The sequence below is a fragment of the Bacteroidota bacterium genome (assembly GCA_016194975.1).
Lineage (GTDB): Bacteria > Bacteroidota > Bacteroidia > Palsa-965 > Palsa-965.
The window spans coordinates 12,296-39,181 of record JACQAM010000025.1; the positions used below are offsets into that span (position 1 = coordinate 12,296).

General features: G+C 44.4%; 17 protein-coding genes. 5 read left to right on the plus strand and 12 right to left on the minus strand.

Going from position 1 to position 26,886, the window contains the following annotated elements; translation table 11 throughout:
- Window positions 1-91 precede the first annotated feature (91 nt).
- Window positions 92-2,359, plus strand: a complete 2,268-nt coding sequence (locus HY064_16195) for a hypothetical protein (protein ID MBI3512201.1) — start codon at window positions 92-94, stop codon at window positions 2,357-2,359.
- Window positions 2,360-2,716: 357 nt separating this feature from the next.
- On the opposite strand, the gene gyrB is transcribed toward HY064_16195, so the two are convergent.
- The 3 genes from gyrB to HY064_16210 form a co-directional block, all read right to left on the minus strand.
- Entirely contained in the window at window positions 2,717-4,675 is a 1,959-nt protein-coding gene (gene gyrB / locus HY064_16200; protein ID MBI3512202.1) for a DNA topoisomerase (ATP-hydrolyzing) subunit B, read from the minus strand.
- 200 nt (window positions 4,676-4,875) lie between these two features.
- Window positions 4,876-6,522, minus strand: a complete 1,647-nt coding sequence (locus tag HY064_16205; GenBank protein ID MBI3512203.1) for a hypothetical protein — start codon at window positions 6,520-6,522, stop codon at window positions 4,876-4,878.
- Window positions 6,519-9,656 carry a tetratricopeptide repeat protein gene (locus HY064_16210; protein ID MBI3512204.1) on the minus strand — a complete coding sequence of 1,046 codons (3,138 nt, stop codon included), beginning with the start codon at window positions 9,654-9,656 and terminating at the stop codon, window positions 6,519-6,521. Before HY064_16210 ends, HY064_16205 begins: the two co-directional genes overlap by 4 nt.
- A 267-nt stretch (window positions 9,657-9,923) precedes the next feature.
- On the opposite strand from HY064_16210, the gene HY064_16215 reads away from it, so the two are divergent.
- The 3 genes from HY064_16215 to HY064_16225 all read left to right on the plus strand — a co-directional run bounded on the left by HY064_16215 (window position 9,924) and on the right by HY064_16225 (window position 12,518).
- Window positions 9,924-10,616 (plus strand): ATP-binding cassette domain-containing protein, encoded by a 693-nt coding sequence (locus HY064_16215; protein ID MBI3512205.1) that lies wholly within the window; start codon window positions 9,924-9,926, stop codon window positions 10,614-10,616.
- Window positions 10,617-10,768: 152 nt separating this feature from the next.
- Window positions 10,769-11,989 (plus strand): alanine dehydrogenase, encoded by a 1,221-nt coding sequence (locus HY064_16220; GenBank protein ID MBI3512206.1) that lies wholly within the window; start codon window positions 10,769-10,771, stop codon window positions 11,987-11,989.
- 115 nt (window positions 11,990-12,104) lie between these two features.
- Window positions 12,105-12,518, plus strand: a complete 414-nt coding sequence (locus tag HY064_16225; protein MBI3512207.1) for a DUF4258 domain-containing protein — start codon at window positions 12,105-12,107, stop codon at window positions 12,516-12,518.
- A 7-nt stretch (window positions 12,519-12,525) separates the two neighbouring features.
- On the opposite strand, the gene HY064_16230 is transcribed toward HY064_16225, so the two are convergent.
- Window positions 12,526-14,385 (minus strand): hypothetical protein, encoded by a 1,860-nt coding sequence (locus HY064_16230; protein ID MBI3512208.1) that lies wholly within the window; start codon window positions 14,383-14,385, stop codon window positions 12,526-12,528.
- Window positions 14,386-14,395: 10 nt separating this feature from the next.
- Window positions 14,396-16,243, minus strand: a complete 1,848-nt coding sequence (locus HY064_16235; GenBank protein MBI3512209.1) for a hypothetical protein — start codon at window positions 16,241-16,243, stop codon at window positions 14,396-14,398.
- Window positions 16,244-16,385: 142 nt separating this feature from the next.
- On the opposite strand from HY064_16235, the gene HY064_16240 reads away from it, so the two are divergent.
- Window positions 16,386-19,517, plus strand: a complete 3,132-nt coding sequence (locus tag HY064_16240; protein ID MBI3512210.1) for a M4 family metallopeptidase — start codon at window positions 16,386-16,388, stop codon at window positions 19,515-19,517.
- Window positions 19,518-19,634: 117 nt separating this feature from the next.
- Here HY064_16240 and HY064_16245 read toward each other — a convergent pair whose 3' ends face one another.
- The 7 genes from HY064_16245 to HY064_16275 all read right to left on the minus strand — a co-directional run bounded on the left by HY064_16245 (window position 19,635) and on the right by HY064_16275 (window position 26,842).
- Window positions 19,635-20,024 (minus strand): hypothetical protein, encoded by a 390-nt coding sequence (locus HY064_16245; protein MBI3512211.1) that lies wholly within the window; start codon window positions 20,022-20,024, stop codon window positions 19,635-19,637.
- A gap of 49 nt (window positions 20,025-20,073) precedes the next feature.
- Window positions 20,074-21,150, minus strand: coding sequence for a 16S rRNA (cytosine(1402)-N(4))-methyltransferase RsmH (rsmH, locus tag HY064_16250; protein ID MBI3512212.1), 1,077 nt, complete (start codon window positions 21,148-21,150; stop codon window positions 20,074-20,076).
- Window positions 21,151-21,198: 48 nt separating this feature from the next.
- Entirely contained in the window at window positions 21,199-21,534 is a 336-nt protein-coding gene (locus HY064_16255; protein MBI3512213.1) for a nucleotide pyrophosphohydrolase, read from the minus strand.
- Window positions 21,535-21,672: 138 nt separating this feature from the next.
- On the minus strand, window positions 21,673-25,038 hold the full coding sequence (gene secA / locus HY064_16260) for a preprotein translocase subunit SecA (protein ID MBI3512214.1): 3,366 nt from the start codon (window positions 25,036-25,038) through the stop codon (window positions 21,673-21,675).
- A 131-nt stretch (window positions 25,039-25,169) separates the two neighbouring features.
- The gene (locus HY064_16265; GenBank protein ID MBI3512215.1) at window positions 25,170-25,523 is read right to left on the minus strand and encodes a hypothetical protein; all 354 of its coding nucleotides are present in this window, start codon (window positions 25,521-25,523) and stop codon (window positions 25,170-25,172) included.
- Window positions 25,524-25,766: 243 nt separating this feature from the next.
- A complete protein-coding gene (locus tag HY064_16270; protein ID MBI3512216.1) occupies window positions 25,767-25,988 on the minus strand; it encodes a DUF2795 domain-containing protein in 222 nt (73 codons plus the stop codon).
- 302 nt (window positions 25,989-26,290) lie between these two features.
- Window positions 26,291-26,842, minus strand: coding sequence for a cob(I)yrinic acid a,c-diamide adenosyltransferase (locus tag HY064_16275; protein ID MBI3512217.1), 552 nt, complete (start codon window positions 26,840-26,842; stop codon window positions 26,291-26,293).
- Window positions 26,843-26,886: the final 44 nt, after the last annotated feature.

Genomic DNA, 26,886 nt, shown 5'->3' on the forward strand with positions numbered 1-26,886 from the left:
CTTCAGCTGTTTCGGAAGAATAAATTTGAGTGTTAGGTAAAAAAGATTATTTTTGTTACACTCCATAAAAGACTTTCAAACCGCTTTTCAAATGAAAAAACTTATACCTCTATTAGCAGGAATTCTTTTTTCCTCGTTATTTCTGAATGCTCAGAATAATGTTGGAATTGGAACCAATGTTCCTGACGCTTCTTCAATACTCGAAATGCAATCTACATCGCAAGGCGTTTTGGTGCCACGTATGAGTACCGCTCAACGTACTGCGATTGTTGCCCCTGCTAATGGCTTGCTCGTTTACGATATTAATTTCGATTGCTTCTTCTATTATATAGCAGCCACCACCAGTTGGCAAAATATGTGTACTGCTGCTGTTTCTACCGGCCCAACAGGATTAACGGGAGCGACGGGTACGGCGGGACCTACAGGGCCTACAGGATTTCATTGCTGGGACACGAACATGAATAATATTAATGATGCATCTGAAGATGTAAATGGAGATGGATTTTGGAACACACTTGATTGTCAGGGAGCAACTGGTGCTGTGGGTGCTGCTGGCCCTGTAGGTGCTGCCGGTCCGACAGGTGCTGCTGGAGTTACAGGTGCCGTTGGCGCCACTGGGGCTACTGGCCCTAGTGGGTCTGCAAGTGCTACCGGTGCTACTGGGCCGACGGGTCCTGCTGGTGCAGCTGGTGCTACTGGGCCTGCCGGCGCGGCTGGTCCGACAGGAGCGGCAGGTGCTACTGGCGCTGTGGGACCAACCGGAGCGGCTGGTGCTGCTGGTCCAACTGGAGCTGCTGGCGCAACCGGAGCGGCAGGTGCTGCTGGTCCAACTGGAGCGGCTGGCCCAACCGGAGCGGCAGGTGCTGTTGGTGCTACCGGCCCTACCGGGCCCACATGGACTTTATCTACTTTAACCTATAATTCAAGTGGGACTATTACACTTAACGGAACGGCAGGATCCGGAGGTCCATTAACAACTCTTGCCGGGGCGTGGTTAACGACTGGAAATACCGGAACTATAGCCGGCACAAATTATATAGGCACTAACGATGTTCAGGACTTTGTAACAAAAACAGGAGGGTCACTTGCAACGAATGAAAGGTTGAGAGTTCTTTCCACAGGTCCTATTGTTGGAAATTCTACAACCGTACAAGCTGGAGATGTCTTCTCAGTCTATTCGACTGGTTATGCCGGCGCAATTAATCCACTTGGGGCATATGCGATAAATGGTTATTCAGCAACGACTGGAATAGGTGTTTATGGCGAAAATACTGGAACTGGTGATGGTGTTTTTGGTGCCAATACAAGTCTTACAACCGGAACAGGAGTTTATGGATATAATGGTGGTAATGCCAATGGTGCTAATGGTGTTTGGGGAGATTATCTCGGAACTAATGCAGCGGGCATAGGTGTGCGCGGTCAGGCGACAACTGCCGGCTCAGCAGGTGCTGGTGTTGCCGGATTCAGTGTTGCAACCGGAGATGGTGTTTATGGTCAGAATACGGCTACCGGAAATGGTGTTCTTGGTGTCAATACAGGAACAGGAGAAGGTGTTTATGGTTTCGGTAACGCAGGTGCTGACGGTGTTCTCGGTGTGACAACAGTAAGTGCTGCTTCATTTGGTGTTTGGGGCGTAAATACAGGGGCTACAGGCACTGGTGTTGTTGGTGCGGGAGATAATCAAACTTCCTACTATCTCGTGAACGGAACCGGTGGTGCCTTTACCGGAAAAGATATCGGTTGCTTCGGAAAAGTCGGCGCTGATTCAACTACAGCTGGTATTCTGCGTGCTGGTGGTTATTTTTATACGAATCTTGGTGCTTATGTTTACGTAGGCGCCGTAACCGCAGCCGGTACGATCAGAAAAATTGAAGGTGTTGGAACAGTGAATACAGTGGTGAAGGATGTAAACAACAACAGTGTTGTGCTGAGTGCTCCGGAAGCTCCGGAAAATCTTTTCCAGGATTATGGAAAAGGTCAGTTGATTAATGGACGTGCTCACATTACACTCGATCCTACTTATTCAAAAAATATTGTTGTAAACGAACAACATGATCTCCGTGTATTTGTTCAGTTAGAAGGTGATTGCAAAGGTGTTTATGTTACAAACAAAACTGCTGATGGATTTGATGTCATAGAACTTGATGGCGGAACTTCGAATGTTTCATTCAGCTATAATGTAACTGCAAACCGCGCTGACGATGTAATGGCGAATGGATCTCCTGTTCTTTATTCTTCCGAGCGTTTTGCTCCTGCTATAGGGCCTCAGGCAATGAGTTCGAAAGAAAATACGGGTGCGCCTGCTGCACAGGCTTCCGCTACTCCATCTGCAGTTAAAAAATCAGGTGGTCCTCGTTGAGTCAGTAATAAAATTTTAAAGACAAGCCCGGGAATTATTTCCGGGTTTTTCTTTTAAAACGAAATGAAGATGAGATGAAGTGGGGATTTTGTTGCGATAATTAATTCAAAAACTATTATGAAAACCGATCCGGTTTTCTGGTCGTGGTAATTAGATGCACAGGTGTTGCTTTTCCAGCCCCGATGGAAGCGGTAGCCCACAGGGATGGAAATCTCTTCACACGCACGCTTGCGAGGACTACAAGCGAACAGCGGGACAGGTGTGAATTCAACGAACAGAAGGTGCGCTCTGAAAAAATTTGAAAACAAAAAAACTCACCTTTCTACGGGTGAGTTTGAAATTCAATTCTTTTACACATCACACATCGATGTGCGCATATTTTGCATTGCGTTCTATGAATTCGCGGCGGGGTGGAACATCATCGCCCATGAGCATCGAGAAAATACGATCGGCTTCTGCAGCACTTTCAATAGTAACCTTACGCAACGTTCGTGATTCGGGATTCATGGTTGTTTTCCATAATTGTTCTGCATTCATTTCTCCCAGCCCTTTGTAACGTTGTATTCCAACACTACTCTCTTTTCCGTCGCCGGCAAGTTCACGCACGTGATGATCGCGCTGTTCTTCATTCCAGCAATAACGTTCTTCCTTTCCTTTTTTCACAAGATAAAGCGGTGGCGTTGCGATGTAGAGATAACCGTTTTCGATGATCTCCTTCATTTGCCGGAAGAAAAAAGTCATGATGAGTGTGGAGATGTGGCTTCCATCGACATCAGCATCGGTCATGATCACCACTTTGTGATAACGTAATTTGTCGAGATTGAGTGCGCGCTCGTCATCAGCAGTTCCGCGATGAACGCCGAGTGCGGTGAAAATATTTTTTATTTCTTCGTTCTCATAAATTTTATGCTCCATCGCTTTCTCCACATTGAGAATTTTTCCGCGCAAAGGAAGAATGGCCTGGAAGGCACGATTACGTCCCTGCTTTGCGGTTCCTCCTGCTGAATCTCCCTCTACAAGAAAAAGTTCGCATTTCTGCGGATCACTGTCTGAGCAATCTGCAAGTTTCCCTGGAAGTCCACCGCCTGTGAGGGCACCTTTTCGCTGAACGAGTTCGCGCGCTTTGCGTGCGGCGTGACGTGCAGTAGCTGCAAGGATAACCTTATCAACGATCATTCGCGCCTGCTTGGGATGTTCTTCGAGATAATTCGAAAGCATTTCTCCAACGGCAGATGCTACTGCGCCATCCACTTCTCCATTGCCGAGTTTTGTTTTTGTTTGTCCTTCGAATTGCGGTTCCTGAACTTTCACTGAAATAACTGCGGTGAGTCCTTCGCGGAAATCATCGCCGTTAATTTCAAATTTAAGTTTGGAAAGCATTCCATTTTTATCAGCATAATTTTTCAGTGTGCGCGTAAGTCCGCGGCGAAAACCGGCGACGTGTGTCCCGCCTTCGTGCGTGTTGATGTTATTGACGTACGTGTGAAGATTTTCACTGAACGAAGTATTGTATTGCATGGCCACTTCCACAGGAATTGCATTTCGTTCACCTTCCATGTAGATCACATCGTCAATAAGTTTTTCACGATTGGCATCGAGATAAGCGACGAATTCTCGGAGTCCTCCATCTGAATGAAACATCTCTGAAAATGCGACACCGTTTTCATCTTTATTCCGGTCATCAGTCAGTGAAATATTAATTCCTTTATTGAGATAGGACAATTCGCGCATGCGCGATGCAATGGTATCATAATTATATTCGGTAGTCGTGAAGATGGTTGCATCAGGAGTGAATTTCACTTCTGTGCCGTGATCATTACTTTCACCAACTTCTTTTACCGGATACAATGGCTTGCCGATATTGTATTCCTGTTGCCACATCTTTCCCTGGCGAAAAACAGTTACCTGCAGGTGCGTAGAGAGTGCATTCACACACGAAACACCAACGCCGTGAAGTCCGCCGGAAACTTTGTAAGAATCTTTATCGAATTTTCCACCGGCATGAAGAACGGTCATCACCACTTCGAGCGCTGAACGTTTTTCTTTGAGGTGCATATCGACAGGAATTCCGCGGCCGTCATCACGAACGGAAACCGAATTATTTTCGTGAATGGTAACACGAATATTTTTGCAGTGGCCGGCGAGCGCTTCATCGATAGAGTTATCTACAACTTCGTACACGAGATGATGCAGACCTTTGGTGCTGACATCGCCGATATACATAGCAGGGCGTTTGCGAACTGCTTCTAAACCTTCAAGTACCTGGATACTGTCTGCGGAGTAATCTGATTCTTTTTCCTTCACAATTTCTTCCATGTTATTAGGGGAGAATTCATTGATTTTATTACTTACACAAATATACTCAATTTCATGGATAATAAGGACGATTTATGACGTTGATAAACGGGTGCTTTTTATTAACAAAATGTTCAAAAAATAAATGCCGGGAACCGTCCCCCGGAAAGCTATTTTTATACCCCCTTTTTTCTTACGTATTCAAATTAACGAAAAACGGGTCAGAAAGTATACGTGAGCCCGGCCATGAAATTGAAACGCTGCGTGGGATATCCGTACCATCTTTCATAGCGCTGGTTGGCGATGTTGTTGAGATCAATGAAGCCGGAAAGAAATTTCGAGTAGCGGTATTCGAGCCCGACATTCACATCCGTCAATCCTTTCAGCTGAACAACAGTCGTTCCTGATCCATCAGAAAGTTTTGCGTACTGGCCGTCGAGATAAAAAACATTCACGCGTGCAATGATCTTATCAGCGAGATTGTATTCGCCCATCAAACTCAGTCGCAATGCCGGTGTGTGCCAGGGATGAAGTTCTTTCGTCATTTTATATTGGGAATATTCCCCGCTCGCGATCACTTTTATTTTTTCATAATGCTGCCAGCTCATCTGTCCATGCACCTGCACGAGATTCACATTATCATACACCACAGAAAATTTATTCCGCAACGGATCCTGTGCAAAAGTTGTGTTCACGAAGAAAGGCATGTTATCGATATCCACTCTTGTCATGCGCACATCATAATTTATTTCTGAAGAAAGGCTGCCACGCAATCCACCGCTCAGTTCCCATTTGTGCAGGGAATTTTTTGATGTGAAAACCTGATTCGTTAACAGGAACGGATTACTCTGAGAAAGTGAAAACATATTATTTCTTTCCAGCGAACTCCCAAGCGTGATATAGGGAATGATGATGTGGTTGATGATATTGTAACTGACGCTCGCCTGCGGAAGAAAATAAGTGAGCGAATTATTTCCAGTGATATCAAAATACAATCCGAAGCCGGCGCTCGCATCGAATTTATCACTGTGTGCCGAGAATTGCGGAACAAAACGAATGATGGTATTTGAAGTGGTATCATATCCCGAATTGCGGTTGTGATCGGCAGAAAGTGCTACGCCGAGATGTTCCGTGCGGATGAAACGGCCTGCCGTTACATTCAGCGCAATGTTGTCTTCATGAATATCGTAGCGATCAGACAAGTGATAATATTTCACACCGATCCTGTGATTGATGCGTGATGAATCGGTGAACTGGGAAGTGAGTGAAGCATTCGCAGAATAGAGATCGAAGAATTGCCTGCTTGCTTTTTTAGTGATGAACGCTGTATCAGCAGCTGATCCATAATCATAAATATTATTGTGATCATAATCGAACCCACCATAAAGCACATGATGCGGAAGAAAAGTTTTTCCGAAAATATTCACCTGCTCGCGCGAGAAACCGGAATATTCACCGGGCACATCTTTCGGCCCGCTTCCTGCATTGAAATGCTTTGCGTGCATTCCCCATGAATTCTTTTTAGAACGAAGATTCATCACAGAGAATTCCCCGGTAAAAGAGGAATAATTTCCGACACCGATCTTCGCGTAAGTTCTGTAAAGTTTATTCAGTGGTTCATTTCCGAGTTTCGCCGCTTTTATGGTATCGACGTGAACTGTGGTTTCGAATTTTTTACTCTGCACGGGGTAAGTGAACGCCGGTGGAGCCAGCACGGTATCTTTTGTAGCTGCCGTATCCGTGATCTTATCCACATGATCGAGAATGATGGGCGAAACACTTCCCACCGCTTCCAGCTGAAATCCGTTCTGCGATCGCAATACGATCACGAAAAATAAAAATGGAATGATGGCGAATATTTTTTTCATTGTCCGCCCCCGTTCCCGTTATCCTCATTTTTATTATCGCCCGGGCCGAGAATAATGTCCTCGTCCTTTTTTCGTTCTGCATGATGCTGCATGGATTCGATCGTCGCGAGTTTATCTTTTGCCTGCTGGATCAATTCGGGAACATCGCCATTGTCAATATAGATCTTCAAAACATTTTTCGCCTGGAACGTATCTTTCAGTGCGAGATAATCATCGGAAAGCAACAGCCATCCTTTCCCGCTCCATTCGGAGAATCCTGCATAATCATTGATCTCCTTGAGCAAAGCTTTCTCCGCGGTTTTATATTCTTTGTTCGAATATTTTATCCAGCACAACTGGTAACGCGATTCGGCAGCGGATTCTGTATTCGGCAGAAGTTTTTCTGCATCCTCAAAATTTTTCTTCGCCGTCGCATAATCCATGGATGCCAATGCGGATTTACCAATGAGAAAATGCGCCTGCCCGAGCACATCATTCGGAACTTTCGGAATGGAAAGAACTTTCTGAGCATAAAATGCCGCTGAATCATTGTTGCCGAGTTTCACCCAGCAACGCATGAGATTGATCCTCGCCACATTTTTCTGATCGGGATTGGAGGATTCGTTTTCCACACGTTCATACATTTTCTGCGCATTGGAAAAATCATCCTGCTTGTAATAGATGTAGGCACTTTGCGTAAGGCAGCGTTCGAGATAATTCGAACTGTTCTTACCCAGGATAGCAAGATAACTTTCCAGCGCTGTGGCGAGATCATTTTCCCTGAACGAACACTCCGCACGCATGTAGTGCACATCGGTAATGTAAATTCCCGAAGGATATTTCTGTATGTATTTGCTGGCCTGCGCCAGCACATCGCCGCAATTTCCGTCGTGGTAGTGTTTTAACACAACCACGTAAGAAGTGCTGTCGGCAGTTGCTACTGATTCGGTATAGCCGACCGAAGCTGCGTAACTTTCCCACTGATCGAGCTGCCCTTTAGCAATGTAAATGGTTTTGATCTCGCGCATGATCTCCGCAAAATCCGTTCCCTTGGAATTCCCGAGTTGCGCGATCGCTTTTTTATATTCTGCCAGTGCATTGTCATTATCATTCTGGGTATGATAAATGAGCCCCATGTATTTCAAACACGGAATTGCATATTGCCCGTTCGGTTTCAGATCATAAACTTCCTTGTACGCGGCGAGCGCCTCCGTGTACATGCGCATGTCGTGCAGCGTGCGCGCCTCCTGGTAACGCCCCTGCAGGAAATATTCCGAATGAGGATAGGTCTCGCGCATTTTTTTCAGCATAGCGGCTTTGTCATTGTCTTTCCCTTCGTAACCCAGCGCCATTGCCTGCTGGAACATCGCGTAATCGCGGAACGCATCGCCCGGTTTCTGCGTTGCAACTGCTTTCGAATAAAAATCGGCAGAGTTTGCAAAATCTTTCAGCCGGAAATATCCATCGCCCATGCGCACGTATGCATCGAAGATGCGCTCATCAGAATCGAATGAATTTTTATTCTGAATATATTTCCGGAATGCGATCATGGATGCATTCCAGTTTCCCTGCTGGAAATAACAATAACCGATATTGTAATTCGATGTATTGTAATTCCGCAGAACAGTTGCACCGGGTGTGACCTGGAATTGCTGGTATTCGGAAATTGCTTTGCCGAAAAGCGATGAGTCTTTTTTCGCCTGGGCTTTTGCGTAATAAGTTTCGGCTTTCCAGTAATGCACATTCGAATTCAGCTCGCGGTTCACCGGGTAAGTGAGTGACTGATCGAAGGCGGCAATAGCTCCGTCAAAATCGGGTTTCCGGTAATCTTCTATTCCGAGATTGTAAGCGATCTGCTGGTAAGTGGATTGCATAGTGGGAGGAAGATTCCTGATTTTGCTGATGGATGCGAGCGCTTCCTTGTAATGATTCGAACTCAGGTAAACATTCGTGAGCAAAGTGTACGCTTCATCATGGCGCGGCGTGTTCGGAAATTCGTAGAGATATTCATTGAGCGAAACGATGGCTTCATTGAAAGGAGAAAAATCAAGTTCGTAAGAAAGTTTTGCGGAACTGAACAATGCATCTTCCCGGATAACAGGATCGAATTTCATAGACGATGCTTTCAGGAATGCGTTGCGTGCCGAAGGTTTATCATTCGATTTCAGGTAGGTGTCGGCGAGATAATACCACGCATTCTGCGCGAGCGCGTCGGAAGAATCGGCGATGGCTTCCTGAAAATATTGTTTCGCATATTCGAAATCGGAAGTTTTGTAATATGCATACGCGAGCTCGTACGCATCATCGCGCGTGTAGTTGCGCGCGTCGTTGTGATAACGCAACAGGTAAGGAGCGGCTTCTTTGAATTTCCCGGTGCGGTAATACGAAGCGCCAATGAGATGCGCAATCTCGCCGGCGTGTTTTGCAGAATCGAGCAAGGGCGGAGCGTACGCGATCACATCCTGGTATTTTCCCTGCAGAAAATAGATCTGCGCAATGTAAAACGGCACTACCGGGCCGAACGTTTCATCGGCAGAAAGTTTCTGAAATCCCTGTAACGCGGTCTCGTCATTTCCCTGCGTATAGGCGATGTGTGAATAATAATAATCTGCAGAAGGAGCATATTTCGAATTTTCATCCTTGATGGTATAGAAATCTGTTTTTGCAGAATCTATTTGCCCGAGTTCATAATGCGCATACCCTCGTTTGAAATAAAATTCAGAAAGTTCTTCGGGTTTCAGATCGTACGTATCCACTTCACGGAACCAGCGAAGCACCTCTTCGAATTTTTTCTTCCGGTAATTATATTTTCCGAGATCGAACCGTACTTCCCTGCATCGCGGCGATTCCGGGTGATCGGAAAGAAATTGTTTGAGGCGGAGTTCCGCGTCTTTATTAAAAAGTTCGTACGCGCAAATGGAAGCATAATATTCTGCATCAATAGCGACGAGGTCTTTTTTGTCGGTGGAATTTGTTACAATCTTATCAAATTCTTCCTGTGCTTCGGCGTATTTCTGTTTTTCGAAAAGATCGAGTGCATCACGATAGAACACATTCTTATCGGTGTAAACTTTCGTTTGCTGCGCACGAAGGGAACCATTCGCGAAGAGCAGGAGAAAAAGAAAAAAACAGATGAATGAAAAGTGACCGCGCATTTGCCGCAGGTATTAGCGACTAAAATTAGTACGGGTCACGCCATAGGATGGAGAGGTAGTTTCTTAGTTATTAACGCTGATTTGTTGACATTAGTGCACTGGCTTTCGGTTATCGGTTTCCTGTTTGCCGTTTTTGTTTTTTTTGCAATTGAATGATACTTTTCGTCAATAGAAATGAATTTGCAGAAAAAAAATGTTCAATTCCTGCTGAGAATTTTCGGAATTTCATTTTCACTGCATTGAAGTTTTTCAATACGTTTGCATCGCATGGGACTCGACTCCATTATCCGCGTTGAAAAAGTTTGCGTGTACCAGAAACACAACATGGTGCTGAACAATGTGAATTTCACAGTTGACAAAGGCGAATTCGTTTACATGGTGGGAAAAACAGGAAGCGGAAAAAGTTCACTGATGAAAACCATGTACCTCGATGTTCCGCTGCAGAAAGGAATGATAAACATTGCAGGATTCGATCTCTCGACAATAAAGAAAAAAGAAATTCCTTTTCTCAGAAGGAAGATCGGTATCGTTTTCCAGGATTTTCAATTGTTGTATGACCGGAGTGCGAATGATAATTTATTTTTTGTGATGCAGGCCACCGGATGGAAGGACAAAAAAAAGATGGCTGAACGTGCACAGGAAGCGCTCGATAAAGTGGGATTAGTGACGAAGGGGCACAAACTTCCGCACGAACTTTCCGGCGGCGAACAGCAGCGTGTTTCCATTGCGCGCGCATTGCTCAATGATCCTGACATTATTCTCGCTGATGAACCAACTGGAAATCTTGACCCGGAAACTTCTGCGGGAATTGTAAAACTCCTGAGCGACATTGGCAAAAGCGGGAGAGCCGTAATCGTTGCTACGCATGATATGCTGGTGGTAAATAATTTTCCTTCGAGAATGTTGCGCTGCGAAAACGGGGAAGTGGTGGAAGAAGGGACAGTAGGCAGTAAGCAGTAGCATCTCGACTTCGGTCGATACAGCGCCAGCGGCAGTTTTCAGAATGAAACAGGAAAAGATATTTTCAATGAAGGCAACAGTAAAATTCTCCGAACTCCACTCTCCCCGCTCCTAACTAATTCGTATCTTTAATACCTGCGAAAAATTCTCCTATGAAAACATCGAAAGACGTGCTTCTCTCCCTTACAAAAGGAGCATTGTTGCCGAAAGAAGAGATGCTGGAGGTGGCGAAGAAAAAGGGAAAACTAAGTATTGGTATTCCAAAAGAAATTTCCTTCCAGGAAAATCGTGTTTCACTCGTACCGGATGATGTAGGATTGCTCATCAATAACGGTCATCATGTGATCGTGGAAAGCGGCGCTGGAAAAAGTGCGAATTTCCAGGACACAGATTATTCGGAAGCCGGTGCGCAGATCGCAGTGACGGCAGAGGAAGTTTACAGGCAGGCAGAACTCATTCTCAAAGTGGCACCGCCTTCTCTTTCGGAAATTGCATTCATGCAGCCGAAACAAATGTTGCTCTCCACGCTCCAGCTTCCGGCACAACCGGAAAATTTTCTGAAAAAATTATTAGAGAAAAAAATTACAGCGCTCGCATTCGAATGGATTAAAGATGAAGACGGCGTTTTCCCGGTGATCCGCTCTATGGGAGAAATAGCCGGAGGAACTTCCATTCTCATTGCTGCAGAATATCTCTCGAATGTGAATAACGGGCAGGGCGCAATTCTCGGTGGAATTTCCGGCGTTGCTCCGACTGAAGTTGTGATCGTAGGCGCAGGCACAGTCGGCGAATATGCAGCGCGCGCGGCGCTCGGTTTGGGAGCGACCGTGAAAGTTTTTGATAATTCTGTTTATCGTTTGCGTCGATTGCAGAGTGATATCGGCACACGGATCTTCACTTCAATCATTCAACCGAAAGTGCTGATGAAACATTTGCGCACGGCTGATGTGGCCATCGGTGCTTTGCGCGCGAGCGGCGGAAGAACTCCGTGTGTGGTGAGTGAGAACATGGTGGCGGAAATGAAAACCGGCGCGGTGATCGTGGATGTTTCCATTGACCAGGGCGGATGTTTTGAAACTTCGAAAGTGACGAATCACACCAGTCCTGTTTTCAGAAAACACGGTGTGATCCATTATTGCGTTCCGAATATCGCATCACGCGTTGCGCGCACGGCCTCGTATGCGCTGAGTACGATCTTCTCTCCTATTCTGCAGAACATGGGTGAAGAAGGCGGACTCACTCCGCTGCTGCGGCAAAATACCGGTATCCGCAACGGCGTTTACATTTACAACGGAATTCTCACGAATCAATATCTCGGGGAAGTTTATAAAATTCCTTCGAAGGATATCGATCTGTTGGTTGCTGCATTCTGATGGAATCTCCATTTTCCATTTTCCATTTTCCATTTTTGGGATTATTCTGCTTTCACAGAAAGTTTTTCAGACCCTTCAATTTCTCCAAACTCAGAACTCAGAACTCAGAACTCACATGAACTGGGCACGGCGCATACGACTTTATCTTACCGGCTTCGGCTTCGGGCTTATCATTGTTTGGCTTACATTTTTCCACAATGGCCACCGCGATTATGGCGGATGGCTTCCGTCGAACCGCGTGATGACCTTCCTTTCGCTGATAAAAAAAATAGATGTGGATTCTTCTTTGTTATGTAAAATGAAATGCGAAGGATTCACGATGGACGATGTGAAAAAATCTTTTGCGGACGGGAAAGTTGATTTTGATAAAAGCCAGGCACAGAAAGAACCCTGCCATGAATACGATGTGAAGCTTACTATAAAAGGAAAAGCACGGGAAATTTATTTTTCTACCTGCGTGAAAGATTCCACGGCGAAAATCCTTCTTTTCAATCCGCCACTCATTGGAAATAATTGTGGTTGTAATTGAATACAACCTACTCATTCATCTTTTCCAGCGCTTCTTTTTCATCTGCAAATTCCTGCTGCAAATCATCAAGCCCATATTGTTTGCAGGAATTGGTGACGTAATTCATAGCGTCAATGTGAAATACAAGTTCATCCTCATGTTTATGATCGCGGTGCCAGCTTTTCATTTTTGACAGTCCCCTGGTGAGGAATTCTCTTGCACGGCCTTTTTCGCCGACAAATAAATAATCTGTTCCGGCAATGAGATAGGGAAGCGGCCCGTCGAATTCACTCAATTTCATCTTAATCACATACTGGTCGATTATTTTTTTTGCTTCAACAGTATCGCCGGCAATGAAATTCGATAGCATGAAATTATTCCAGATCACTATATAGTCGATGTACGCCTGGTTTAATTGCAGGTGCTGAACATCGTTCACCGGGAAAGAATATTGTTCCATATTTTTCCGGAAGGCGGCCAGATTCTGCCTCAATCCGTTTGCATTGTGCGAATCTGTGTCGGAAGGATTGAAACGAATGAGAATTCCTTCTTCGCGCATGGCCCCCGTAAAAGGTTTGTAATAAAAATCGGCATCCGCATGCTGAAAATAGATGGGGCGTTGCGGATAATTCGAAGCAATGATATCGAAGACTGCCATCTGGCTTTTTGTAAAATAATCATAGCGGATGCTGAACTTCGTGCAACTGTCGTCAAATGCGTTGAACGTTAAACGAAAATTATTGAAAGGAATCTTGAATATTTTTTTATCGCCGGCATCTTTAATAAAATAATTCACGTCCTTTTTTTCATAAGCATCGCGGATATCCGCGAATGAAACAGCTACTGTATCTATTCCCATTGTCCGTTCCGCTTCATTGGCATTCACGTATAAAAAATCGGTGAGCGAATCGCTGTAGAATTTCCCGTTCATCCCGAGATCGAAATGATAACGCTGCTTCCAATCGAAAAGAAAATTGGGAATGTCAAAACGATCGATCTGGATAACAGCAACATCTTTCCGAACACCCAGAACCTGCTGCGCGTACCAAAGCGGAAATGTACGGTCATCAACCCTGGAAAAAATGATAGCATTCTTTTCTGCCGAATTCAAAGTGTTCTCCGCATAAGAGATCATTTCCTTTTCATACAATCCTTTCACGAGATATTGCCCCGCCCTATCGGTTTGTCCTCCCGCAATGAGTTCGGCCCACGCAAACATATACGTGTTTCCCAGTTTCGTTTTTATTTTTCCGAAAGGAGTTTCATACAGTGAATCGTGTTCGAGTATTTCTTTGTACAGTGCGATCTCCTTGTCTGCGTAATCACAGAATTTCTTTCCTTCCTCTTCTGTCATTTTTCTGTCCTGCAAATGAAAATTGTATCGCTGTCCCGGGCGCGCGACCCCGATGCATTTTTCCTGGTAAGCCCTGCCGAGACATTCTTTGAGCGTGTCTGAAATTTCGTGCCCCTCGAGTGCGTGGATCACATCATCGGCCCACTCGTTGTAACCGAAATAGATCATCAGGCTATACTCTTTTATTTTTCCGGGGTCGCTGATGTCGAAATGCTCGGTTTTAGCAGTGGAAAATTCATCTTTGAAATAATTTTTCAGAATGTGAATGTACCCGTTCTCCTTCAGCGACCAGAAAATTTTTTCGCTGAGCGGCATTCCTGTTCTCCTGGAAATTTTATCAATGCACCATCCTGTTGGTTTTTTTACCATCGTCATGTACGAACTGTCGTTCGTGTACAACTCATAACGCTCTTCGAATTCCTTCACCACTTCTTTCAACGAAGGATATTTCCTGAATTGAGACGCGTCGAAATGCGAACAGGATACTGTAAAAATAATTGCCGCAATGAAAATGCAAAACAGGAAATGCTTCATAACGCAATTTTTATTTCTTCAGCGCTTTCAATGCTTCACTTTCATCTTTTAATTTTTGTTCCATCTGCGGCATATTATGATCATCGCAAAATGTAGTCAGGTAATCGACGTAAGCAATATTCTGTTCGAGTTCATCCTTGTGTGCATCTTTCCGGTGCCAGTCTTTCATGTCGCCGATGCCGTTTTGAATGAGTTCTTCTCCTTTATCTTTTTCACCCATCCTTACCGCTTCTATCGCCATGGTGAATGTGACAGATGGATTGTGAATATTATTCAAAGGCAATTTATGGATACACGCTTCAAAAGTTTTTTTAGCTGAAACAGTGTCGCGCCGGTCAAGATAAAGTTCTGTGAGGTAAGAGTACTGGTAAAAATAATTGGCAAACAAACCGGATGCCTGGATATTATTTACATCGCCCGCGGAATAAACATACGTGTCAAGATTCGTTTCAAACTTAGCCAGGTTGTAATGTAATGCTGCATATTCATCAGTGGAATAAAAATCAGGATCAAAATGATTGAGCAAACCTTCGCCACGCAAACCTTCAAGCACAGGATGCGTAACATCTGTTCCGATGGTGGATTGATAATAAACCGGCCGCTCTTTATAATTTGAAGCCGTAATGTCGAACATCGCGAAGTAACCTTTGTAAATAATTCCCAGGTCAAGTTTAAGATCAATGACGGAAGAATCAGCTTCTGCGAATGTGAAACGGAATTGATCGTGCGGAAGATAAAATACTGTTTCTCCGTTATTATCCAGGAACCACGTTTGATCTTTCGAATCCCACGCATCGCGAATGTCGCGCATCGTTTGCTGGTTGCGGAAATAACTATTGGATTGAATGCTGGTGTTCGGGTAAATAATATCACTCAATTTACTTCGATAAAAATTCTGAGACATGCCCAATTCAAATCCGTATTTGTCTTTCCAGTAATACATCCAGTCGGGAATGGAAAGTAAACTCACATTCACCACAGCAACATCTTTTCTCATTCCCGATTCTTCCTGCACGTACCACAACACGTACGTATCATCATCTCCATTGCAGAAAATGATCGCATTTTTGCCGGCGCTGTTCAAACAGTTTTTTGCATAATCGATCATCATCGGATCGTAAAGTCCGCTCACTATGAATTTTTTTGCATCATCCGGGCGCCCGCGCGTGCACAACTCCGACCACGCGTACATGTACGTGTTGCCAATCTTCGTTTTTATTTTTCCCACCAGTGTTTCGTAATGCGGGTCGTGTGCTTCAATTTTTTTATACGCTTCAATTTCTTTGTTCACCCAATCAGAAACTTCCTGCGCTTCGCGATCAGTGAGCACCGGATGTTTGCCATCCACATCCTGATCATTATCGGGACGCAGGATATCCAACGATTTCTGCTCGTACGCGCGCCCGAGACTCTCCAGCAATGTATCGCTCAGCTCTGCTCCTTCGAGTTCGTGTATCACATCATTCTCCCATCCCGGATAACCGAAATAAATTTCATGATCGTAGCCGTACTGCGTTCCGTTCACAGAATTGATCATCGATTGAGCACTGCCTTTCCCGGTATCGTTCTTCCAGAATGAAAGCGGCAGTACACGATAACTTTTTGTTTTCGACGACCAGTACAATTCCGAAGCAATGATCTTTCCTCCAATGAAATCTTTCTTCACGAGATACCAGCCCTCTGCTTTTTTTGCGAGCGCATAATAATATTCGGTCGTTGAATAAAGCGAATAACCATTATCTAATTTCGTAGCGACGGCCATTACCGAAGGAAAATCTTTCCATGCAAACGATGGCTTATGCGTGCAGGAAGAGATCAACAAAAGAAGAAGTGGGAAAAGGAGAAATGACTTTTTCATTGAAGCGGGATTAGCGTGAAGAGGTGAATGTTGCGAAGATACAAATCCGTGCATTTTCTAATGGGAACGGAAGGTATTTTCCCGATTTTATTCTCCCTTTGTTTTTAACTTTCGTTTTCCTACCTTCACTATGCCGCAACTGATGCATCTACCCTGTGTTGCGGAATTCATCCGGAAATTCATTCTTACAAAAAGCTACACACCAATGAGAAAATTCAACGCTTTCTTCATCACTGCTGCACTTACACTGTCTCTCACTATACACGCCCAGCAGTCAGATTTTAGCCATCCGAAAGGGGCAACGGTAATTGCTTACAGTAAGCTAACCAGTCTTCCGAATTTTATAAAATTCAATCCGGGAAGCGAAATAAGTCAAACGGAATTAATTCCATGGATGACGGATTTTTTCAAACTGAATCCGGCGATCACTTTTAAATCATACAGCTCAGAAACCGACAAGATCGGTTACACGAATGTGCGCTACAAAGAATATGTCGGGATTTATCCTGTAGATGGTTCCATGATCATCGCACATATCAAAAACGGAAAAGTGGTTTCATTCAACGGCGATCTTTACCGTGATGTGAATACTTCTTTCGCTGCAAATATTTCTGAAGCGGCTGCACTGCAGGATGCACTCAACAAAGTGCACGCGGTAAAATATAAATGGGAAAATAAAACGGAAGAAGCGCAGATGAAAATTGTGCACAACGATCCTTCGTTCACATTTTATCCTAAAGGAGAACTTACCGTAGTCCATAAAAAAGGAAGTGATTTTTCTGCAGCGTCTATGCGCCTTGCGTGGAAGTTCGACATTTATGCGGAGGAACCTCTTTCACGCGCGTACATTTACATTGATGCGCAAACGGGAGAATTTGTTTCTGATGAAGAACGAATTCACACTGCCGACGTTGTAGGAACTGCGAATACACTTTACAGCGGAACCCGGACAATGACCTCTGATAATTTTGCAGTGAACAATTATCGCCTGCAGGAAACAGGAAGAGGAAACGGAATTCAAACGTATAACATGAACAACACCACGAATTATACGAATACAGATTTTACCAATAATTCCAGCACATGGAATCTTTCTCCTCCCAACCAGGCAGCAGAAGATGCGCACTGGGGAGCAGAGATGACGTATGATTATTACATGAACGTGCAAGGGCGCAACAGTATAGACGGAAGCGGATTTGCATTGATCAGTTATGTGCATTACAGTACAAATTTTGTGAATGCATTTTGGGACGGACAGGAAATGACTTATGGAGACGGAGATGTTTCGCAGGGATATACCGAGATGACCGGGCTTGATGTGTGCGGTCATGAAATTACTCACGGACTCACAACGTTCACTGCAGGATTAAATGGTGGCGAAGCAGATGCACTCAACGAAGGCAACAGTGATATTTTCGGAACAAGTATTGAAGCTTATGCGCGACCTACACAGTGGGACTGGCACATGGGAAATGATATTAGCATCAATGGGCAGGGATTCCGTGACATGTCTGATCCGCATAATTCATTTTATCCCGGGCCGCAACCCAACACTTACATGGGACAATATTGGGATCCGGGTGGAGAACCGCATAATAATAATGGACCATTTATTTACTGGTATTATTTATTGTGCCAGGGCGGAAGCGGAACAAATGACAACAACGACACATACAATGTTACCGGCATCACTATGGCGGAAGCGCAACTCATCGAATTCCGCGCTCTCACTGTTTACATGACGCCGAATACGGATTACGCGGCAGCAAGAGTAGCAACCATACAAGCTGCGAATGATCTTTACGGGGGATGTTCGCCCGAAGTAATTTCAACGACCAATGCATGGTACGCTGTTGGTGTCGGGCCTGTTTTTTCAGGAACTGTTTCCGCTTCTTTCACTGCCGACATTACACAATCCTGCTCCGTTCCGGTTACGGTAGATTTTACAAACACAAGTACGAACGCGCAGAATGCAACCTGGAATTTCGGCGACAATACAACAAGCACAGTATTTTCTCCTTCGCACACCTACACGCAAGCGGGAACTTACAATGTTTTTGTTTCTGTAAATTCTGCGTGCGGCGCCGATTCCATTCTGCAAACTGCAATGGTCACGATCAATCCTCCTGCTCAGCCAACATCATCGAATGTGAACAGTTGTTCTTCCACGAGTTTCACGCTCAATGCAAGTGGAACAGGAAATCTTGATTGGTATGCAAATTCCACAGGAGGAAATTCATTGGGAAGCGGAACAACTTTCACCACACCTGTTTTAAATACAACCACAACTTACTACGTAGAAAATTCTGTTCCGCAACCACCGGGATATGTGGGGCCGCCATCCTACAATTTCGGAACCGGCGGACAACACAACAACACATCGACACAATATCTTGAATTCACCGTGTATTCAAATTGCACACTGCTCACCGGTGATGTGAATGCAGGTTCATCAGGAAATAAAACTTTTTCATTGTGGGATGGAAGCGGAAATCTCATCAACAACTACACGGTGAATGTTCCATCGACAGGAGTACATACGATTACGCTGAATATTCCGCTCACACCGGGAACTTATCGCATTGGCGGAACGCAAATGAATTTGTATCGCAACAACAGCGGGCCAACTTATCCTTACACACTGCCTGGCGTGCTTAGCATTACCGGTTCTTCTGCAGGAAGCGGATATTATTATTATCTCTACAACTGGCAGGTTGCATTGCCTGCATGCACGAGCGGGCGCACGCCTGTGGTATGCAGCATCGGAAATTTAAATGTTACTTATTCCACTGCAGGATACGATACTGTTTGTGTTGACGACGGCGCATTTGCATTGAGCGGAGGATCGCCGGCGGGAGGAACTTATTCCGGCCCCGGAGTGACTGCAGGAAATTTTGATCCTGCATCTGCAGGTGCGGGCGCGCAAACGATCACGTACACGTACACCGATTCTACAAGCTGCACAGGCACGGCAACGTCTGTGATCGTTGTGGATGCTTGCACGGGAATTCATTCTGCAAATGACGCGATCGGAATTTCTGTTTATCCGAATCCGGCAAATAATTTTGTGACGGTTGAATTGCAATTTGCCTCAACAGAAAAAATCAGGTTGAATCTTGTGAATATGCTTGGACAAACTATGTATTCATCGGAAACCACTTCATCCGGAAATACAAAAGTGAATATCAATACAACAGATCTCCCGCGCGGAATTTATTTGCTACAGGTAAAAACGGCGAAAGGTAATGTGGTAAGGAAAATTGAATTGGAATGATGACAACCTGGTCCGCGAATTTATTCGTGCGCATACGGAAAGAAACATTGCAAAGCGGGAATCAAATCGGTTCCCGCTTTTTTTGAGAATAAAATTTTTCAGCCATAAAATAAATCGCTACGGTTTTCTTACCAATGTACCGGTCACCGGTTCTGCAAATGCAACCGATGTCTCCGAAAAATGATAGCTGTCTTCCTGCGTTTCGTTGATCGTCACCTCAAGCACTATAATTTTTTTCCACTTTTTTCTTTCTCTTTTTTTATTCGAATCGATGTAACGCAACTCGTACGTACACGCGCTCGTCCAGGTCACACTCATTTTCACATACGTATTGTCGAGCAGATTTTTTTCTGTCTGCGTTGCGCTGTCCCGCTCCACGATGAGATTGCTCATTCCCTTCACGTAAAAATTACCGGTATGAAAATCACGGCATGCACTGTCGGAAACTGCCTGCGAATGCAGAAGCGTTGCCATAAAAAATAACAGGAGAAGAAAATAATTTTTCATTCGTTGTAAAATAAAATTACAATATTTTGGAATGCGCTCTGACTACTGCCTACTCTTTCACAGCCCATCTCAACTTCGCCGGTTTCGATCTTGGATTTGAATTCATCTCTTCTGCCGAGGGGCGAACGGGATCTTTCGACCATTCACTGAAAATTCCTTCACGGAAATAATGCTGGAATGCTTTTTTCACGCGACGATCTTCACCCGAATGAAAAGTAAGAATCGCAACACGTCCTCCCGGTGCAAGTGCGCCCGGAAGCTTTTCAAGAAATTTATCCAACACTTCAAATTCCTGATTTACTTCTATGCGCAATGCCTGGAAACAACGCTGACAACTTTTCTTTATTTCTTCGGTTCGTGTTGCCGCCGGAAGAAATTCCAATGCATCCTCGATAATATTTTTCAATTGCGTTGTAGTCTCAATAATTTTTCCTTTCCGGAGCGCAGCCGTAATTGCAAATGCGATAGTATCATAATGAGGTTCGTCAGAATTTTCGTGAAAAATATTCTCCAGTTGATCGCGCGAAATTGTTTTGAGCAGTGCAGCAGCCGGTTTTCCGCTCTTAGGATTCAAGCGCAGATCGAGCGGCCCCTCTGTTTTAAAAGAAAACCCTCTTTCAGGATCATCGATCTGCATGGAAGAAACACCGAGATCGGCAAGAACAAAATTCAGCGGGCCACTTTCATTGACAATGAGATCGATGTTTGCGAAATTCAATTTTCTTATTTCAAGGTTTTCATTGGTAAATCCCATCGCTTCCAGACGCGCTTTTGTTTTCGGCAATTCGATCGGATCAACATCGGTTGCAAATAATCTCCCCGACCTGCGCTTTGCTTCGGCGGGCGAGCCTTTGCCCATTAATAGCTTCAGTATTTCTGCGCTGTGTCCGCCATAACCGAGTGTGGCATCCATTCCTGTTTGTCCAGGTTTTACCCGGAGAAATTCCATGATCTCCTTCACCATGATGGAACGATGCATTCCCGCCGGAGTTTTTCCCTGCGCAATTATTTTTGAAACATCTTCCGAATATTTTTCCGGTTGCTGTTCTTTGTATTTTTCTTTGAACGACTTAGGATGTGTTCCTTTGTAGCGAACTCGGCGTTTATGACCGGATTTATCTTCCATTACAACAGTTTTGTTCACCGCTAAGACGCAAAGGCGCTAAGTAAAAACTCATAACTGATCATATTTCTTATTCGAACCAAAACTCTTCTCCACCGGATATTTCTCCGCATTGAGCTTCAACTTCCCTGTCACAGCTTTTTCGAGATCAATATCAAAATGATGCGAAATGTAATTCAGGAAAATAAAAATATCTGCCAGCTCTTGTTCAATTTTTTCTTTCGGAATTTTTTCGATCTCTTCTTCCGATTTCCAGAGGAATAATTCCGACAGCTCTGCACATTCAATATTCAATCCCAATAAAAGATCTTTTAAAGAATGAAATTGTTCCCAGTTGCGCTCGTCGCGGAAGGAGATGATCTGTTTTTCAATTTCTTTTGTCGTCATGCAAGTCTGATTGAACTTTGTCAAATATAGAACTGAATGCGCTGATAAAAAAAATCCGCCCCTTTCAGAATATATCCTGAGTTTTCAATCTTGAATATCTCGTGCGAAGCCGTTGCCGCTGACAACTGCTACTGACAACTACTTTCCATGACAATTTTTATACTTCTTCCCGCTACCACACGGACACAAATCATTCCGCCCGATCTTCGGCTGATCACGTATCACTTGCTGCACCTGTTGACGTTCCTGTTGCGGCATGGGTTGATTAGGTCCTCCAAGTTGTTGTTGCTGTTGCTGCTGGATTTGTTGTTGTGGCCCTCCGCCCACTTCTTCGCGCTGCGTTTGATATTTCGGTTGCGGAATTGAAACACGCTGACGTGCCTGCTGAATTTGCTGACGTCCTTCCGATCCGGGAAGATGTGCGTTGAACAAAAATGAAACGAGTTCGCGGTTGGTATCATCCACCATGCGTTTGAAAAGATCGAACGATTCGAATTTGTAAATGAGCAGCGGATCTTTTTGTTCGTACACTGCATTCTGCACCGAAGTTTTCAGATCATCCATTTCACGCAGATGTTCTTTCCACGCATCGTCGATCATCGCAAGCACCACCGATTTCTCGAATGTGAGCACCATTTCTTTTCCCTGCGAATCGTAACATTTTTTCAGATTGGCAAAACACTGAAGCGTTTTTATTCCATCGGTCACCGGCGTTACAATATTTTCATACTGCGCTCCCTGGTTTTCATACACATCTTTGATCACCGGATACATTTTTCTCGCGAGCGCATTTGATTTTTCTTTGTAAAGCTCCGCCACTTTTTCATCGAGTTCATCCACAAGTTCCGGAGGTTTTCTCCTGAAAAAATCTTCTGCATTGAACGGAGATTCCATTCCGAAAACGCGGATCATATCGAGTTCGAACTGCGCAAAATTCTGCTGCTCGTGATTATTGATGATCATGTTCTCCGACACATCATGGATCATATTGGAAATGTCGAGCTGCAATCTTTCCCCGAACAAAGCGTGGCGGCGGCGTTTGTAAATTACTTCACGCTGGGCATTCATCACATCATCGTATTCGATCAAACGTTTTCGTGTGCCGAAATGATTTTCCTCCACTTTGCGTTGCGCACGCTCAATGGATTTTGAGATCATCGAATGTTGGATCACTTCTCCTTCTTCCAATCCCATCCTGTCCATCAATCGCGCAATGCGATCGCTTCCGAACAAACGCATGAGATCATCTTCAAGCGAAACAAAAAATTGTGATGAACCGGGATCACCTTGTCTTCCTGCACGGCCGCGCAACTGCCTGTCCACGCGCCGCGACTCGTGACGTTCTGTACCAATGATGGCGAGACCACCCGCTTCTTTCACACCGGCTCCGAGTTTGATATCGGTACCGCGGCCCGCCATGTTCGTCGCGATCGTTACCGTTCCTTTTTGCCCGGCTTCTTGTACGATGTCCGCTTCTTTCTGGTGCAATTTTGCATTGAGGACATTGTGTTTGATGTTGCGCAACTTCAGCATTCTCGAAAGCAATTCGGAAATTTCCACTGATGTTGTTCCCACAAGAACAGGCCGTCCTGCATTCACACACTTTACAATTTCTTCAATGACTGCATTGTATTTTTCACGTTTTGTTTTGTAAACGAGATCGTGTTCATCTTTTCGCGTGATGGAGCGATTCGTTGGAATGGTAACCACGTCAAGTTTGTAGATCGTCCAGAATTCCTGCGCTTCAGTTTCCGCAGTTCCGGTCATGCCGGCGAGTTTGTGATACATCCGGAAATAATTCTGCAGAGTGATCGTCGCATACGTTTGTGTTGCCGCTTCGATCTTCACATTTTCTTTTGCTTCTATCGCCTGGTGCAATCCGTCGGAATATCTTCGTCCTTCGAGAACGCGGCCGGTTTGCTCATCCACAATTTTCACTTTTCCATCAGCAACAATGTATTCATCATCACGTTCGAACAAACAATATGCTTTCAGCAATTGCTGCATGGAGTGAACGCGTTCCGATTTGATATTGTAATCGCGGATAATTTCTTCTTTTTTTGCGAGGCGTTCTTTTTCGTCGGGAAATTGTTTTTCAATTTCTGAAAGTACGAGTGCAAGATCGGGCAGGATGAAAAAGTTGTGATCTTCGGTATGCGTCGAAAGCAGATCGATCCCTTTTTCAGAAAGTTCTATCGTGTTGTGTTTTTCGTCAATGACAAAATAAAGTTCCGCATCTACTTTGTGCATGTCGCGGCTGTTGTCCTGCATGTATGTTCCTTCCGTTTTAAGCAACAATGCTTTCACGCCGGGTTCACTCAGGAATTTAATGAGCGCTTTGTTTTTCGGAAGTCCGCGGTGACAGCGGAGAATATACATTCCGGCTTCACGTTCTTTTTCCTTGTCTTTTAAATTTCCATCGCCATATAATTTTTTTGCATCGGCAATGATCGCGTTGATGTACGCACGCTGTGCGGCAACAAGTTTTTCCACTTTCGGTTTCAACTCGTTGAACATGTGATTGTCGCCTTTCGGAGTTGGCCCTGCAATGATGAGCGGAGTACGTGCATCGTCAATGAGAACGGAATCCACTTCATCCACTATCGCGTAATGATGTTTGCGCTGCACGAGTTCAGAAGGTTCACGTGTCATGTTATCGCGCAGGTAATCGAAACCGTATTCGTTATTTGTTCCGTAAGTGATATCGGCGAGATATGCTTTTCTTCTTTCTACAGAATTCGGTTCGTGCAGATCAATACAATCAACGGTGAGTCCGAGAAATTCGAAAATAGGTCCGTTCCATTCGGCGTCGCGTCGGGCGAGATAATTATTTACCGTCACAAGATGAACACCGCGGCCGGGAAGCGCATTGAGATACATCGGAAGAGTTGCGACAAGTGTTTTTCCTTCGCCGGTTGCCATCTCTGAAATTTTTCCCTGGTGAAGAACAGCTCCTCCGATGAGCTGAACATCGTAGTGAACCATATTCCACGTCACTTCATTTCCTGCGGCTATCCATGTATTTTTCCAGTGTGCTTTGTCGCCGTTGATGATCACGTTCGTTTTTTTCACCGAGAGATCGCGGTCAAGATCGGTTGCGGTAACAATAAGTTCTTCATGCTCAGAAAAACGTTTCGCAGTTTCTTTCACCACGGCAAAAGCTTCAGGAAGGATCTCGAGGAGAACGTCCTCCATTTTTTTCAATACTTTTTTTTCGATCTCGTCGATACTATTGAAAAGTTTTTCCTGTTCGTGAATGTCGATGCCTTCTTTTTCGGCTTCTTCTTTGAGTTGTTTTATTTCCGCTTCTTCATCGCTGATGTGTTCGCGTATGCGCTCGCGGAATTCATTGGTTTTATTTCTCAGTTCATCATTGGAAAGTGAAGAATAAGATTCGAAAAATTCATTCACCTTACCTACATAAGGCATGATCTCCTTTACATCGCGTTCCGATTTGGATCCCCCGAGCAGGGAAGAAATGCCTTTGGATAAGAATTCAAACATGGTTAAATATTTTTAGGAGAAATCTCTCTGGTGATTTTAAAAGAAATTGAAGGATTGATGCAGGAATTTATTTCCCGCGAAGTGAATTCCATCGTTGAAAAAAATGATGGTCATTCGAAGTGAAGAAAGAATTATTCTTTACGCTGCAAGGAGAGGAAAATAGTTTTCAGCCGCGGTTTGATGTGGCGGCCGAAAACAAAGAAATGCGGCGATGAAGATCCGTGTGAAGGCGAAGAAAAATATGCACCGGCCGAAGCGTCACGAAAAGCGAAATGAAGATGTTGCAGAATGCGTTGAACAGAATGGCCGCTTTTAACGGCAACGCGCAGAACTTCTATGTTGCGCGATGAGAGTTCGTATCCTTTGAGAGAAAGTTGCCGTGATATTTCCGTTGCATTCGCAGGACTCACACACGCGAAAAGGAACATGCAGCCGGTAAGGGTCACCAGGAATGAAAAGCCGCTATTTGATCTCCTTTTGCGCATTTTTTATTGGACGATGAAATTACAACTCAATTTTCATTCCGCAATGAAAAACATGCCAATGCGTCTTAAAATACTCCGGAAAAAGAATGAAAGAAGTTGTTTTGTCATTTGGTATTGAACATTTTTGAATTCCGCATCTGATCTGATTTCCAAAAATACCATTGGAAATGTCTTTTGAAAATAAACAAGGGAACCTTTTGAGTTCCCCTGAGTTGAATTTTTTTCAGAATGTATTGAGCGTGTTCAGTATTCGTCTTCATTGAAAAAGAAATCTTCCTTGGTCGGGTAGTCCGGCCAGATCTCTTCAATGGACTCATACGCTTCACCTTCGTCTTCGATCTCCTGGAGATTTTCGATCACCTCCATAGGAGCGCCGGAACGAATGGCATAGTCGATGAGCTCTTCCTTGGTTGCAGGCCAGGGAGCATCTTCGAGATACGATGCGAGTTCCAGTGTCCAGTACATAATAAACTATTTTAGTTGTGTTACTTAAAACGCCTGGCCGTAAAAAATGTTTCCCGGAGGCACTCCATTTTTTCGAACCAATTTTCGTGCAAAAATAGAAAAATGTGTATCGGAATGACGGATGATGGTAAATTTTTACGTGTGATTATATGGCTGAATATCAGCAGTGTAATAAACTTTCAACAAAAATGAGGTTTGGCATGGGTGGAAGATGGATGAAAGAGGATGGAAGTTGGAGTCATTTTCATTGCAGAAAAAAAAAAAAAAAAATGATTATGTCTGTCTTCTATCATCCATCTTCCTTAGTCCAATTTAGGAAGCCACGGAATTTCTTCTGCACCGAGATCGTGAGAAAGTTTTCTTGAAAGCATGAAGAGATAATCGGAGAGTCGATTGAAATATTGAATGATGAGTTCATTCAGATCAACTTGTTCGGCGAGATGTGTGATGTTTCTTTCTGCTCTCCTGCAAATGCAGCGGGCAATGTGGCAATGGGAAACAGTGAGATGGCCGCCGGGAAGAACAAAATGTTTCATTGGAAGAACGACAGCATCTATTGCATCAATTTCTTTTTCGAGCCGCGTCACATCTTCACCTTTCAATTCCGGAATTTTCATTTTACTCTTTTCAGGATCAGAAGCAAGAATGGATCCTATAGTAAAAAGACGATCCTGAATATCTACGAGCAGTTTTTTCGTGTGATCTTCCACGATCATATCGCGAAGCAATCCTAAATAGGAATTGAGTTCGTCCACCGTTCCGTAAGCTTCTATTCGAATGTGATGTTTGGGAACGCGTGTTCCGCCGATCAATGAGGTTTGACCTTTGTCGCCGGTTTTGGTGTAAATTTTCATTGTCATTGTGTACAGATTACGAATCCCGAACAGGTTCGGGACGA

Excerpts from the sequence above, each read along its gene's own strand:
- HY064_16265 (MBI3512215.1), bottom strand. The coding sequence starts at position 25,523 with ATGCGCAAAAGGAGATCAAATAGCGGCTTTTCATTCCTGGTGACCCTT.
- secA (MBI3512214.1), bottom strand. The coding sequence starts at position 25,038 with ATGTTTGAATTCTTATCCAAAGGCATTTCTTCCCTGCTCGGGGGATCC.
- HY064_16215 (MBI3512205.1), top strand. The coding sequence starts at position 9,924 with ATGGGACTCGACTCCATTATCCGCGTTGAAAAAGTTTGCGTGTACCAG.
- HY064_16225 (MBI3512207.1), top strand. The coding sequence starts at position 12,105 with ATGAACTGGGCACGGCGCATACGACTTTATCTTACCGGCTTCGGCTTC.
- HY064_16210 (MBI3512204.1), bottom strand. The coding sequence starts at position 9,656 with ATGCGCGGTCACTTTTCATTCATCTGTTTTTTTCTTTTTCTCCTGCTC.
- HY064_16235 (MBI3512209.1), bottom strand. The coding sequence starts at position 16,243 with ATGAAAAAGTCATTTCTCCTTTTCCCACTTCTTCTTTTGTTGATCTCT.
- HY064_16275 (MBI3512217.1), bottom strand. The coding sequence starts at position 26,842 with ATGAAAATTTACACCAAAACCGGCGACAAAGGTCAAACCTCATTGATC.
- HY064_16205 (MBI3512203.1), bottom strand. The coding sequence starts at position 6,522 with ATGAAAAAAATATTCGCCATCATTCCATTTTTATTTTTCGTGATCGTA.
- HY064_16240 (MBI3512210.1), top strand. The coding sequence starts at position 16,386 with ATGCATCTACCCTGTGTTGCGGAATTCATCCGGAAATTCATTCTTACA.
- HY064_16245 (MBI3512211.1), bottom strand. The coding sequence starts at position 20,024 with ATGAAAAATTATTTTCTTCTCCTGTTATTTTTTATGGCAACGCTTCTG.
- HY064_16230 (MBI3512208.1), bottom strand. The coding sequence starts at position 14,385 with ATGAAGCATTTCCTGTTTTGCATTTTCATTGCGGCAATTATTTTTACA.
- HY064_16195 (MBI3512201.1), top strand. The coding sequence starts at position 92 with ATGAAAAAACTTATACCTCTATTAGCAGGAATTCTTTTTTCCTCGTTA.
- HY064_16220 (MBI3512206.1), top strand. The coding sequence starts at position 10,769 with ATGAAAACATCGAAAGACGTGCTTCTCTCCCTTACAAAAGGAGCATTG.
- rsmH (MBI3512212.1), bottom strand. The coding sequence starts at position 21,150 with ATGGAAGATAAATCCGGTCATAAACGCCGAGTTCGCTACAAAGGAACA.
- HY064_16270 (MBI3512216.1), bottom strand. The coding sequence starts at position 25,988 with ATGTACTGGACACTGGAACTCGCATCGTATCTCGAAGATGCTCCCTGG.
- gyrB (MBI3512202.1), bottom strand. The coding sequence starts at position 4,675 with ATGGAAGAAATTGTGAAGGAAAAAGAATCAGATTACTCCGCAGACAGT.
- HY064_16255 (MBI3512213.1), bottom strand. The coding sequence starts at position 21,534 with ATGACGACAAAAGAAATTGAAAAACAGATCATCTCCTTCCGCGACGAG.